The following is a 12,819-nucleotide window of genomic DNA, read 5'->3' as shown; positions in this document are numbered from 1 at the left end:
TCTGTTACAAATCATGAAGGGCGCCGCGACCAGCGCATGCATTCAGCAGTCGCATACCGTGCGGCGGGCCGCGCCGACGGGCTGGTCCGGAACCGGCTTCGTTCTGCTGTTCGCCCAGGCGGCGACGCCGTCGCCCCAGCCGGCGTCGCGCTGCGGTAGCGGCGGGTCCGGTTCAGCCGGCGGCGTCCCGGGGCTGCAGCGTCAGTTCGACCTTGACCTTCGGCCGCAGTGACGCCGCCACCTGCGCCTCGGGGATCGCCGGGTCGGTCACCTCGAACCTGAACCGGCGCAGAATGGTGGCCACGATGAGCTGGGCCTCGAGATAGAACAAATGCTGCCCGAGGCACACGTGCGGGCCGCCGCCGAAGGGATAGTGGGCGTACCGGTGGTGCCGCTCGGCCCGGGCGGCGGAAAAGCGCTCGGGGTCGAACTCGCCGGGGCGCTCCCAGACCTTGGCCAGGCGCTGCGTGATGTACGGGCTGACGAGGATGTCGGACCCCGCCGGGATCCGGGTCCCGCCGACGACGTCGTCGGCGACGGTGACGCGCGGGATGAGCCAGCCCACGGGGTACAGCCGCAGCAGCTCCTCCAGGACCGCCTTCATGTACGTCAGCTCGCCCAGCTGGGCGCGGGTGATCGGCCCATCGCCGACCACGCGGTCGACCTCCTCGTAGAGCCGCTCCGCCACGTCCGGGTGGGCCTGCAGGATCGGCCACAGCCAGGTGAGGACGCCGAACGTCGTCTCCGTCGTCGTGGCGAACATGGCCACGGTGTCGTTGCGCGCCTGCCGCTCGTCGATCGGCCGGCCCTGCGCGTCGACGGCCCGCGCGAGCGTCGAGATGATGTCGTCGCCCTCGTCGCCGCGCTCGCGGGCGGCACGCACGATCGGCAGGAGGATGTCGTCGATCTGCTGCACGGCGTCGCGGAACGGCCGGTCGCCCGGCATCGGCACCCCGTTGGGCACGAACGGCACGACCAGCCGGAACACGATCGCGGTGGCGATGGTGTTCTGCGCATTGACGATGCGCAGCGCCTCAGGCACGGTCACCTTGTCGGCGAACAGCACCCGCATGATGGCGCCGCACACGATCTTCGACAGCTCGGCGCCCAGGTCGACCGGGGTCCCCGCCCGGGCCGGCACGTCGAGCCGCTCGACGGACTCGTGGATCGAGGCGGCCAGCCCGTCGACGAGCGCGTCCACCCGCCTGGACGTGAACAGCGGCTGCAGCGTGTTTCGGCTCGCGGCCCAGACCTGACCCTCGGCCAGGATGCCCTCGCCGAACAGCCGCTTCACCGAACGCCAGAGCATGCCCTTGCCGTCGCGCGTGAAGTTGGCCGCGTTGTCGCGCAGGACGTACTGCACATCGGCCGGATCGGAGATGAGATACGGCCGGAAGGCACCGAGGTTGACCCGGACGACCTCGCCGCCGGCCTGCTCGGCGAAGCCGACGAGCGCGCCGAGCGGATCACGGGCGAGCCGGGGCACCGCCCGATGGAACGCAACAGTGCCGGCCTTGCGCGCGGCGACCTCCTGGACGGTGGACATGTGACACCCCCACGGACTCGGGCATCGCGGCGCCCGGGCGACTCGCAACGTGCATTTCGAAACCTGCACGATCATCGCACCTGCCGGGCACGAGCGGCCATCCTCCGCAGTGTTCGATGTATATATTTACCCGGTATGTAACTTGTCGCAGACGGCGTCCAGCTCCCGAAACATCGCTGCAAGAGGGCATTTTTCAGAACCCGTTGCGCAGGGCGTCGAACAGTCGCTCGAAGCGCGCCCGCTGGTCGTCCACCACCGCGCCCGGCGGCTCGGCCGCGATGAGCCGGCGTGCGGTCGCCACCAGCACCGTGCCGTAGCCGGCGATGAAGCAGGCGGCGAGCAGTTCACCGTCGCCGTCGTAGGCCGGGTCGCGGTCGAGCTCCTCGGCGAGGGTCCGCTCCAGCTCGTAGGCGATCTCCCTCGCCCGCGCCACCAGCGACGGCGACGCCGCGACCGTCCGGAAGAACGGGGCGGACCGCTCGTTGACGCCGGAGAGCGGGTGGCGGTCGTCGACGAGGCGGATGGTGGTGTCGCGCAGGGACGCGAGCACGTCGACGCCCGGCGCGCGGTCGCGCACCGCCGCGCGCAGGAGCTCGACGGCGTCGACCGCGCGGTCGAGGTACAGGTCCTCCTTGCGCGGGAAGTGCTTGAAGACCGTCACGCTCGACACCCCGGCCTCCCGCGCGACCTCGGCGACCGTGACCCCGTCGAACCCGCGCTCGAGGAACAGCCGGGCCGCGACCTCCGCGATCCGCGCGCGCGTCTGCGGGCCGCCCCGCGCCGAAGTCCTGGGCATCCAACCCCACCCCCTTGTGTGACTAAGCTTAGTCACTTAACCTAGTGGCATGCAGACCACGATACGCAAAGTAGCCTCGTTGCGGGAGGCGTGGGTCGCCCTGGCCGGACTGTCCGCGGTGTTCCTCTTCGAGATGCTCGACAACTCGATCCTGAACGTCGCGCTGCCCACCATCGGGCGCGAGCTGCACGCCTCCACGACCGCGCTGCAGTGGGTCACGGGCGCGTACGCGGTCGTGTTCGGCGGGCTGATGCTGGCGTTCGGCGCGGTCGCCGACCGGTTCGGCCGGCGCCGGGTCATGCTCGCCGGGCTGGGCCTGCTCGCCGCGGCCAGCCTGGCGACCGCGTTCGTCGCCACCGCGGAGCAGCTCGTCGCCGTCCGGGCGGCCATGGGGGTCGCGGCCGCGATGACCACCCCGGGATCGATGGCCCTCGCGTTCCGGCTGTTCGACGACGACGGCCTGCGGGTCCGCGCGATCACCATCGTCTCGACCGTCGGCCTGGCCGGGCTCGCGGTCGGCCCGACGGCGGGCGGCTTCGTGCTCGCCGTCGCGCCGTGGCAGGTGCTGCTGCTGGTGAACGTGCCGATCGCCGTGCTCGCGATGATCTGCGTGCGGGCCGGCATCGCCGCGGACGACCCGGCCGGCCTGCACCGCGACCCGGTCGACGTCGCCGGCGCGGTGCTGGGCACGGCGACGATCGTCCTCGCGCTCGTCGCGCCGACCCTGTTCGTCGACGAGGGCGCCGCGTCGTGGGGCCCGTGGGCGGCCACCACGGCGGCCGTCGCCGGCGCGGTGCTCTTCGTCCTCCGCGAGCGCTCGGCGCGGTACCCCCTCCTCGACCTCAGGCTCGTCGCCCACCCCCTGGTCTCCAGCGGGCTGGCGTTCAAGGCCGCGGCCGGGCTGGCGACGGCCGGCATGGGCTACCTGGTGACGCTCCAGCTGCAGCTCGACTGGGGCTGGCCGCCCGCGCTCGCCGCCGCCGGGCTGCTGCCGCAGGTCGTCGTCCTCGTCGCGGGCGGCGCGTTCGTCAACCCGTTCGTGCGCCGGGCCGGCCTCGAACGGGCCGCGTGGCTCAGCGCCACGACGGTCGTGGCCGGGCTCGCCGTCTACGGGCTGCTGGGCCGGTTCGGGTACGTGTTCGTCGCCGTCGCGCTGGTGCTCGTCGCCGCCGGGATCCGCGTCGTCGGGGTCGTCGCCGGCACCAACGTGCTGCGCGGCCTGCCGGAGCACCGCACCACGATCGGCGCGGCCCTCACCGACACCGCCACCGAGGTCACCTCCGGCATCGGGATCGCGGTCACCGGCACCGTCCTCGCGGCGCTGTTCACCGGCGGCCTCGCCACCTCGGCCTGGAGCCCACAGCAGACCGCACAGTTCCGCGAGGCGGTGACGACGGCGACCCTCACGCTCACCGTCGCGGCCGCGGCGCTGGTCGCCTGGGGATTCCTCCGTACCCGCCGCCTCGCGGCGACGCCCGAACCCGCCTGAGCCGGCGGCCGCCCCAGCGCCCGGCACCAGCACCTGACCGCTCCGGCCGGCCGGACTCAGAACGGCAGGCGGAGCCAGGCGTTCTGGCGCTTGCCCTGGGGAACCATCGCGGCCTGCTCCGCCTGCGGGCACTCGCACAGGTCTGTGCGGAGGCGGCCGACGGGGGGCTTGTCTTGGCCGGCGACTGAGTGGGGCGGAGCGACCAGACGTGGTGCCGCCCCGCGCGCCGGGTGGCGGGCGGGGCGGCGGTGTCCCGCGGGGCTACTCGGGGCGGGTCGTGGTCCACTCGGTTTGCAGGGTGACCGTGTGGCCGTCGGCGGCCGAGTAGATCGCGCCCTCCGGGGTGATGAAGAAGTCCGCCTCGCGGATCTGGGTGGTTGCCGGGTCGATGACCAGGCGTTCCGGGGATCGGCCGGAGACGCCGGGGATCAGCAGGCCGGTCCCGCCGGGGACCGGGCCGAGGTTCGTGACCGTCGGGTAGGCCGCAATCGCCTGGAAGGCGGCGGCGCGGACCGCCGGCGGGGCCGGCAGCTGGGAGACCAGGGAGATCAGCGAGACGTACACGTGCCGGTCGCGCTGATCCGCGATCGGTGGGCCGCTGATGTACTCGTGGGCGGCGTCCGTCGCGGCGGCGATCCAGGCCTTCAGCGCGTCGGGCGTGGTCGGCAGGTCCTGCAGCTGCTGGAAGCTCACATCGGGGGCGCCCAGCGCGTACCGCGCCCGGCCGGGCACGGCGACCACCCGGCCGCCGGTCTTGGCGTTGCGCTCCCAGGTCCGGCCGTCGCGGTCGGTCCAGCTCTCCGTGTCGAGGTGGAGCGCGCGGGCCTTGAGGTGCCAGTAGGTGCCGGTGGCCGGGGGCTGCTGCAGCGCGGTGGTCGCGGCGGCGAGCAGGATGTCCTGGCCGGACAGGGCGGCCGGGGCGGACTCGCCGGACTGGCCGGGCGGGGCGGGCGGCACCGGGTCGCCGCCGGACCCCCCGGTGGCGGCGACGGCGATGACGGCCGCCAGCGCGGCGGTCAGCGCCGACGTCACGAGGACGGAGCGGCGCAGCAGTGGCCGCCGCGGGGACGGGGCGGCAGCCGGGTGGGGATCGCGGTGGATCTCGCGCATCACGAACTCCTGGAGTCGCTGGTGACGGTCGCCCGGCAGGTCCCGCTCCGCCGGCGCCGGCACCAGCCGGGCCAGTTCGTCACGATCGTTCGATGTCGTCATCGGGCCTTCTCCTGGGCGAGCAGGGCCGCGGTACCGCGGCCGTCCTTCATCTGTCCGGTGCCGGACGGCGGTTCCCGGAGTTTCCCCGCGGCGACGAGCCGGGCCAGCCGGGCACGGGCGCGGGACAGCCGGGAGCGCACGGTGCCGACCGGCACGCCGAGCGCCTCGGCGGCCTCCGCGTAGTCCAGGCCGGCCCACACGCACAGCGCCAGCACCTCGCGCTCGGGCTGCCGCAGCGCGGCCAGCGCGACCCGCACGCGCGCGAGCCGTTCGCGGTCGTCGATGCGGGCGGTGACCTCCTCGGCGAGGTCCGGCACCGGCTCCGGCCGCGGGAGCCGGGCCAGGGCGTCCTGGTGCCGGCGGGCGGCGCGGCGCAGGTTGCGCGCGACGTTGGTGGCGATGCCGAGCAGCCACGGCCGCAGCGAACCGGCGCCGATGTCGGCGTCGACGGTGCCGCGCAGGCGCCACGCCTCCAGGAAGGTCAGGGACACCACGTCCTCGGCCGCCGGCCAGGTGCCGGTCAGCCGGAACGCATGGTTGTAGACGGAGCGGGCGTATTCGGCGAAGAGCTCCCGGAAGATCTCCGGATCCCCCGCCCGTACCCGGAGCCGCGCACTCTGCTGCACACCTAGGACTGTCCGGGCCGGACCAGTGGGTTCCTGTGACCTGGGCCACACCACGGCGTGGAAGTTTCGCGGCCCGTCGCAGGTGGGGCCAGCGCCGGGCCGCGGGCCGTTGACCCGTGGGCGGCCCGGGCCGATGGTGCCGGGCATGAGCCCGCATCGTGGCATCCGGCGAGCCGTCCCGGTGATCGCCGCCGCCGGCGCCTTCCTGGTGGTCCTGGCACTGCAGCCCACGGCCCGCGCGACGGTGCCGGAGCCGGCCGCGCCGGTGACCGGCAACGCCACCTACTTCGACGGGCTCGGCTCACCGTACGGCGGCTGCGGGCTGCCGCAGGCGGAGCTGGAGACGCAGAACTTCGTCGCGCTGAACGTCTTCGACACGCCCGGCGACGGCACGATGTACCAGCGGCCGCTGCCCGCGGCGCAGGCCGCGAGGATGGGGCTGTGGAACAACGGTCGCAACTGCGGCCGGTGGGTGCGGGTGAGGATCGGCGACTACTGCACCGGCGTCAACGACGGGGCGCTCGGGCAGCCGTTCTGCCGCAACGGGGCGTGGACGTCCGACGCGTACAACGACGGCACGCTCGACATGCTCGTCGCCGACTCCTGCGGCGACCCCAACGGCTGGTGCCGCGACGACCCGTACCACCTGGACCTGTCGAAGGACTCCCTGAACCGGTTCGTGAAGAACGGCGCGGCGATGACCGACCTGTACCCGTCGCACTGGAACAACCGGCACGTGTCGTGGCAGTTCATCGCCGCCCCGGCGTACACCGGCGACATCCGCGTCGGCTTCCTCGCCGGCGCGCAGCGCTGGTGGCCGGCGATCGCGGTGTCGCGGCTGCCGAACGGTGTGCACGGCGTGGAGTACTTCGCCGACGGCGCCTGGAGGACGGCCGCGATGAACGGCGACATGGGCCAGTCGTTCGTCATCGGCGGCACCACGTCGGGCGGCACGAGCTTCCGCATCCGGGTGCGTGACGTCACCGACGCGCTGCTGTTCGGCGGCCGGGAGTACGCGTTCTCGCTGCCGTCGGCGTGCTCGTCGCAGTGCGGCGCGCCGTACACCGCGGTCACGTACACGACCGGCACCACCTCCCCGAGCGCGTCCCCGAGCACGAGTGCGAGCGCGTCCCCGAGTGCGAGCGCGAGTGCGTCCCCGAGCGCCTCCGGCGGCGCGACGTGCACGGCGTCCGTCGCGGTCACCAACTCGTGGTCCGGCGGCTACCAGGCCGACGTCACCGTGCGCAACACCGGCACCGCGCCGTCGACCGGCTGGACCGTCCGGCTGACATTCCCCGGCACGCAGACAGTGGCCAGCGCCTGGAACGCCGTGGTGTCGCAGAGCGGCCAGCAGCTGACCGCGACGAACCAGGCGTACAACGGCGCCGTCCCGGCCGGTGGCAGCACGAGCTGGGGCATGGTCGTCAACGGCGCGCCGCCCGTCGCCGTCGCCGGCTGTGCCGTGCGCTGACGTCGGCCGCGGCCGTCGTGGCGGGCTGCCGGACGGAGGTCCAGGGTCAGTCCTTGACGTTCAGCACGTCGACGATGAAGCGCAGGGCGCCCGTCGGGGCTCCCTGCGGCGGGTACTCCCCGTAGGCCATCCGGGGCGGGATGTCGAGCTGGACCCGGCTGCCGACCTTGACGCCGACCAGGCCCTGGTCCCAGCCGTCGATGACCACCTGCTGGAGGCCCTTCTCGCGAGCGCCGACGAGGGTGTCCAACGTCGTACCGTGCTGCCACGACGAGTCGAAGACCTTGCCGTCGCGCAGGGTCGCCCCGACGTAGTTGGCGGTGACCGTCTGACCGGCCTTCACCACCGCGCAGTGCCCCTCGATGAGGATGGTCCTGCCGAGCGCGGTGATGTCGGCGTTGCCGGCGGTGACCTTCGGCTCGGTCGCGAGGCGCTGGTCGAACCCGGTGAGCAGCGGCGGGTACGCACTCGTCGTATCCGCGGGCCGGCAGCTCCCGCCCGCGCCGCCCGCGCCGCCCGCGCTGGGCCGGTCGCCGGAGCCGTCACCGACGAACCGGAGGGCGATGACCGCCCCGGCCACCAGCGCGACCACGACGAACACCGCGGCCGCGATGCCGGCGACCAGCAGCCCCGTACGCCGCCCGCCCGGCGCGGGCGGTGCCTGCCACGTCGTCGGCGGCACCTGCCCGGCGAACGGCGCCTGGCCCGGGAACGACGCCTGGCCCGCGAACGGCGCGGCCGGCGGGCCATCGGCGGGCGCGGCGCCCGGCGGGAACGTACCCGCGGGCGGCGCGACCACGGGCGGGAACGGACCGGCGGGCGGGGCGACCACGGGCGGAAACGGACCGGCGGGCGGGGCGACGACCGGCGGGAACGGACCCGGAGGCGCGACGACCGGCGGGAACGGGCCGGCGGGCGCGGCGTCCGCGGTTGGAGCGGGCGCGGACTCTGCTTGGAACGGTGCCGTCGGCGCCTCCGCGGAGACCGTCGCCGGGACAGCCGACGCCGGAGGCGATGACACCGCGGCGGCGGCAGGTGGGGCCGACACCACGGCCGCGGGCGGGGCCGACACCGGCGAGACAACCGTCGAAACCGGCCGCGCAGACGCGGGCGGGGCAGACGCCGGCGGGGCAGACGCCGGCGGCGTCGGGGCGGACGCGGGCGGCGTCGGGGCGGACGCGGCGGGTTCTCGGCCGGCGGCCAGCAGTGCGCCCGAGGCGACCACGAGCTCGGGCTGGGGCAGCAGCCGCGGGGGCACCCCCAGGGCCTGGTGCAGCACCGCGGCCGCGAGCGGGAGGCGGCTCCCGCCCCCCGTGAGGACGACCGCCGCCAGCTGGGCCGGGGCCAGGCCGGCCGCGTGCACGGCCTGGCGGGCCGCGGTCGCCGCGCGGTCGAGCAGCGGGCGGGCGAGCTGGTCCAGCTGCGGGCGGGTGAGCGTCGCCTGGATCTGCAGGATCGGGACCGCTACCGCCGCCGCGGGGGCGACGGCCAGGGTCTCCTTCGCCCGCCGTACCTCGTCCCAGAACGCCTGCGCGGCGGCGCGGTCGGCCGGGGTGGACGGCTCGCTCAGGCGGTGCCAGGCGGCCGGGTCGGCGGCGGCGTGGGCGGCGCCGAGCTCCACGACGATCGCCGCGTCGAGGTCCAGGCCGGCCGCGTCCGGCGCGCCCTGGGCGGAGACGAGCGCGAAACCGTCCGGCGTCCGGCGCAACACCGCGGCGTCGAACCCGCCCGCGCCGAGGTCGCAGACGAGGATGCCGGCGCCCAGGGGTACCACATGATCGAATGCTCTCGCGGCGGCCACGGGCTCGGCGACGAGCGCCGGTGCCGGCAGGCCGGCGTTGGCCGCGGCCTGCACGAGGACCTGGCGGCGCAGGCCGTCCCAGGATGCCGGATGGGTCAGCACGAGCCGGTCGGCGGGGCGGCCGGCCACGCGCGCGGCCTCGTCGGCGGCCCGGCGCAGCACGGCGGCGAGGAGGTCGGCGACGGGCACCGTGTGCGGGCCCAGCTGGACCTGGGCGTCGCCGATGCGGGCCTTCGGGTGCGGCTCGAACGCGTCGGGCCGCCCGCGGGCCGCCTCGAGCGCGGCGCGGCCGGCGACGAGCCCGCCGTCGGTGAGGCACACCGCCGACGGCAGCAGCGGGGAGCCGTCGAACTGCAGCGACACCGCCCGGCCGCCGTCGAGCCCGAGAACGGCCACCGTCGAGAACGTCCCGACATCGATGCCCAGCGTCACCATGGCGGGATTCTTACCACACCAACGGTCCGCCCGGGCCCGGTATTGTGCCGGGATGTGATCGGAGAGTTGCGGCTGGGCGGCGTGGTGGTGCGGGTGGACCCGGCGGTCCCGCCGGACGAGGACCTGCTGCCGGCCGACTGGGGCCAGCAGCACGTGTACGGGCATCCGCTGTGGGGCCGCACCTTCGCCGACGCGACGCGCCGCGTCTCGGTCTGGACGGCGCAGGCCGGGCTGCTGCTGCTCGACCGCTTCGACGCCCAGCGGTTCGGCGACCTCCTGCGCTTCCTGCGCGTCGGCGACCGGCGCGACTTCGCGGTGCGGGTGGCGGAGTCCGCCGACCCGCTGAGGGACGGCTACTTCGCCGGCCTCGCCATCAGCCGCAGCGACGAGGAGCAGGACCACGGCCTCGCCGAGGTGCTCGGCGCATTCGTCGCCGCCGAGGCCACGCGGCTGGCGGATACGGAGTCGGTACTGCGGCGCCGCTACGCCTCGACCGCCCCGCGACCGCTGGAGGAGGACCCGTTGTACTACTACGTCGACGTGCCGGTCTTCGACAGCGGCGACGTCAGCTACGGCTTCGGCCTGATGGTCGAGGACGGCGCGGTGCACCGGCTGTGGAGCCGGCCGGTCCACTATCACAAGTAGCGCGGAACCGATCGGCCGATCGTCCGGGTCGGACGCATCGAACGGTTGGCGTACCTGGATGTTCGAACGTCCGTCTGGACGGCCCCCGGTTCATAGGATCCGAGGGGACGATCAGAGAGGACGCGAGCGGTGGATGCCTTCCCGGTTCGCCGCGTCGTCACGCCCGCGGACTTCCCGGACCCGGGCGCGTGGATGCGGACCCGCAAGGCGCACTCGCCCGATCGTGACTCGGGGACGGTCCGGGTGCTGGCGGTCCACGGCGACTTCCACGTCGAGGGCCGCGACGGCTTCCCCCGCGACCTGTACGCCCAGGCCCACGCGGTCTCCTTCGTCGACGTCTCGCTGCGCTCCCTCGAGCTCGCGCTCGACCTCGGCGAGCCGGGGCCGGCGGGCCGGGTGGCGCGGTTCGGCTTCGCGTGCCGCACCCGGGACGCGGCGTACGCGGCCCGCGCCCACATCACCGACATCTCCCCCGAGCTGGAGCGCTACGTCGCGCTGCTGTGGAGCCGCCGCATCGGCTACCGCACGTACCACATCGGGTACACCGAGCTCCAGCACATGATCTTCGAGTACTGCGAGATCCGGCCGCCGAGCATCCGCGGGATGCGCGCCCGGCTGGCGTACCTGGACCTGACCCCGAAGGCCGAGGGCTGAGGACGAGCCGTTGCCAGCGACCCCTGACCAGCCGCACTTCGCCGACGACGGCGACCTCGACCGCACCGTCCTCGACGCTGCCGCGGCGCAGCCCGGGATACCCCACCAGCGGATGCCCGAGACGGGCGGCACCGACGCCGCGCGCGCCGTGGTGTTCTCGAAGATCTCCGGCCAGCCCACGCCCGCCGACCTGCCGGGTCGCCTCAACGTCGGCCGGCTGCTGCGCCGCTGCGCCGGCGTGCACGAGGACCTGCTCGCCTGGGCCAAGGTGGACCGGGCCCGCTACACCGGCATGGGCGGTTTCGTCCTCTTCACGGCGATGATGGCGGTCGGGTCGTCGACGCTCGCCCTGATGATCGCGTTCGACCAGCCGTGGTACGTCGTCGCCGCGCCGGCCCTCTTCTGGGGCGTCCTGATCTTCAACCTGGACCGGTGGATCGTCTCCAGCCCGCTGCCCGAGCACGGCCTGCGCCGGGTGGCCACGATCGCGCCCCGGCTGCTGATGGCCCTCGTGTTCGGCGTCGTCATCGCCGAGCCCGTCGTGCTCAAGGTCTTCGAGACCGCGGTCACCGAGCAGCTCACCAAGATCCGCGTCGATGCCGCGGAGGCCCGGCGCAGCCTGCTCGAACAGTGCAACCCGGCCTCCGACGCCGCGCCGGTCCCCGCGGAGCGCCAGGCCGACTGCAAGGACGTCACGATCCCGCAGTCGAACGCGGTCGAGACCGCCGAGAACACCAGGGACGCCGCGCAGCAGGCCGTCACCGCCTCGGCCGCGGCGCTCACCAAGGCCAACGAGGACGTCGAAGCCGCCCGGGGCCAGATGAACAACGAGTGCCGTGGCCTCGACGGCAGCCCCCACGGCAACGGCGACGTCTGCAAGCTCCTGACGGGGGTCTTCAACGAGACCACGGCGAACCGCGACCGGCTGGCCGCCGAGGACGCGAACCTGCGCAAGGCCCTGGACACGGCCAACCAGGCCGTCGCCGGCAAACAGGCGGAGGCGGACCGGCAGCGGACCGAGGAGATCAACAGGAGGCTCGCCGACTGGAGCGCGGACGAGAACAAGAAGGGCGGCCTGCTGGAGCGGATCGAGGCCCTCAACAGCGTCGCGGCCGAGCACTTCTCGCTGCTCATCGCCACCTGGGCGATCCGCCTCCTGCTCATCCTCATCGACTGCGCGCCGGCGATCGCCAAGTTCACCGGCAGCACGACCTACGACCGGCTGGTGCGGGCGGAGGCGCGGCTGGGCGAGCAGAAGCACAAGGCCCGCTCCATGGTCGAGGAGGACCAGGCGATGAACTGGGCCGACGAGTCCGAGGAGCACGCGGAGATCGGCCGGGCCGAGCGGCGCAACGAGCGGGACCGGGCGGCCGACGCGCTGCTGCTGTCGGCCGCCCTGCACCGCGAGCAGCAGGCGCCGCAGTTCCGTCCGATCGCCGGCGACGACCACCTGCCGTTCGGGCGGGCCACGTACACGCTGGCGTCCCGGGTGGAGTCCGCGGGCGCGGCGTACCGGCCGCCGGTCGCCGACTTCGGTGCGCAGGCGCCGCCGGCCGGGCCGGACGGGGGCGACGACAGCGAGGGCGGCCCGGACCGGCGCGACCGGGGCGGCCAGGCCGGCCGTCTCGCCCACGCGTGGGGGCCGATGCCCAGCTTCAGTGTCGTCGCGCTGGGCGGGCCCGGCTCGGGCAAGACGACGTTCCTCGCCCAGATGTACGACCGGCTGCGCCGGACCCACGACGGGCAGCCGTTCCGGCTCACGCTGTCCGACGGCGGCCCGCGGACCCACCTGGAGAACTGGGCCGACACGATCCGCCGGCCGGGGTCCGAGTGGCCCGACTCGACCACGGGTGCGCACCTGACGCGGTACGAGTTCACCTGCAGCGTCGCGGAGGGCGAGGTCCACCGGCCGGTCCTGCGGATCGGCTACTGGGACTACTCGGGCGAGGCGCTGCTGCAGAATACCGAGCTGCCGGACATCGACGAGCTGCGCCACGACCTGTCCGAGAAGGTCGCCGCGGCCGACGCGCTGCTCATCATCGTCGACGGCGAGCAGCTGCGCCGGGCGGCGGACGGCGACGAGCACGCGAAGGACCTGCTCACCCGCACGCTGACGAAGATCGAGGTGTGGGCCGAGCCGACGC

At 74.3% G+C, this 12,819-nt stretch carries 10 protein-coding genes; 5 read left to right on the top strand and 5 right to left on the bottom strand.

Going from position 1 to position 12,819, the window contains the following annotated elements:
• Positions 1–172 precede the first annotated feature (172 nt).
• Both ABZS66_RS23440 and ABZS66_RS23435 read right to left on the bottom strand, forming a co-directional pair.
• A complete protein-coding gene (locus tag ABZS66_RS23440; RefSeq protein ID WP_354760935.1) occupies positions 173–1,546 on the bottom strand; it encodes a cytochrome P450 in 1,374 nt (457 codons plus the stop codon).
• A 193-nt stretch (positions 1,547–1,739) separates the two neighbouring features.
• Positions 1,740–2,342, bottom strand: a complete 603-nt coding sequence (locus ABZS66_RS23435; protein WP_354760933.1) for a TetR/AcrR family transcriptional regulator — start codon at positions 2,340–2,342, stop codon at positions 1,740–1,742.
• 49 nt (positions 2,343–2,391) lie between these two features.
• Here ABZS66_RS23435 and ABZS66_RS23430 point away from each other — a divergent pair, with 49 nt between their 5' ends.
• Complete coding sequence (locus ABZS66_RS23430; RefSeq protein ID WP_354760932.1) at positions 2,392–3,831, top strand: MFS transporter; 1,440 nt, start codon at positions 2,392–2,394, stop codon at positions 3,829–3,831.
• 261 nt (positions 3,832–4,092) lie between these two features.
• Here ABZS66_RS23430 and ABZS66_RS23425 read toward each other — a convergent pair whose 3' ends face one another.
• Positions 4,093–5,043 carry a CU044_5270 family protein gene (locus ABZS66_RS23425; protein WP_354760930.1) on the bottom strand — a complete coding sequence of 317 codons (951 nt, stop codon included), beginning with the start codon at positions 5,041–5,043 and terminating at the stop codon, positions 4,093–4,095.
• A complete protein-coding gene (locus ABZS66_RS23420; protein WP_354760928.1) occupies positions 5,040–5,669 on the bottom strand; it encodes an RNA polymerase sigma factor in 630 nt (209 codons plus the stop codon). Before ABZS66_RS23420 ends, ABZS66_RS23425 begins: the two co-directional genes overlap by 4 nt.
• A 145-nt stretch (positions 5,670–5,814) precedes the next feature.
• On the opposite strand from ABZS66_RS23420, the gene ABZS66_RS23415 reads away from it, so the two are divergent.
• Positions 5,815–7,140, top strand: a complete 1,326-nt coding sequence (locus ABZS66_RS23415; RefSeq protein ID WP_354760926.1) for a cellulose binding domain-containing protein — start codon at positions 5,815–5,817, stop codon at positions 7,138–7,140.
• A gap of 46 nt (positions 7,141–7,186) precedes the next feature.
• Here the strand turns inward: ABZS66_RS23415 and ABZS66_RS23410 are convergent, their stop codons facing one another.
• Entirely contained in the window at positions 7,187–9,376 is a 2,190-nt protein-coding gene (locus ABZS66_RS23410; protein ID WP_354760924.1) for an Hsp70 family protein, read from the bottom strand.
• A gap of 54 nt (positions 9,377–9,430) precedes the next feature.
• Between ABZS66_RS23410 and ABZS66_RS23405 the strand changes: the two genes are divergently transcribed.
• The 3 genes from ABZS66_RS23405 to ABZS66_RS23395 all read left to right on the top strand — a co-directional run.
• Entirely contained in the window at positions 9,431–10,021 is a 591-nt protein-coding gene (locus ABZS66_RS23405; RefSeq protein WP_354760922.1) for a hypothetical protein, read from the top strand.
• A gap of 129 nt (positions 10,022–10,150) precedes the next feature.
• Complete coding sequence (locus tag ABZS66_RS23400; RefSeq protein WP_354760920.1) at positions 10,151–10,675, top strand: hypothetical protein; 525 nt, start codon at positions 10,151–10,153, stop codon at positions 10,673–10,675.
• A 10-nt stretch (positions 10,676–10,685) separates the two neighbouring features.
• The coding region (locus tag ABZS66_RS23395; protein WP_354760918.1) for a DUF4407 domain-containing protein at positions 10,686–12,819 on the top strand (2,134 nt) is incomplete at its 3' end.

This window comes from Dactylosporangium sp. NPDC005572, from assembly GCF_040605515.1.
In the GTDB taxonomy this organism is placed as follows: Bacteria; Actinomycetota; Actinomycetes; order Mycobacteriales; family Micromonosporaceae; genus Dactylosporangium.
Note: the sequence above shows the minus strand (reverse complement) of the source record. Positions and strands in the feature narration are given on the sequence as shown.

Coding starts and splice junctions, on each gene's coding strand:
- ABZS66_RS23440 (WP_354760935.1), bottom strand. CDS start 1,546: ATGTCCACCGTCCAGGAGGTCGCCGCGCGCAAGGCCGGCACTGTTGCG.
- ABZS66_RS23435 (WP_354760933.1), bottom strand. CDS start 2,342: ATGCCCAGGACTTCGGCGCGGGGCGGCCCGCAGACGCGCGCGCGGATC.
- ABZS66_RS23430 (WP_354760932.1), top strand. CDS start 2,392: ATGCAGACCACGATACGCAAAGTAGCCTCGTTGCGGGAGGCGTGGGTC.
- ABZS66_RS23425 (WP_354760930.1), bottom strand. CDS start 5,043: ATGACGACATCGAACGATCGTGACGAACTGGCCCGGCTGGTGCCGGCG.
- ABZS66_RS23415 (WP_354760926.1), top strand. CDS start 5,815: ATGAGCCCGCATCGTGGCATCCGGCGAGCCGTCCCGGTGATCGCCGCC.
- ABZS66_RS23410 (WP_354760924.1), bottom strand. CDS start 9,376: ATGGTGACGCTGGGCATCGATGTCGGGACGTTCTCGACGGTGGCCGTT.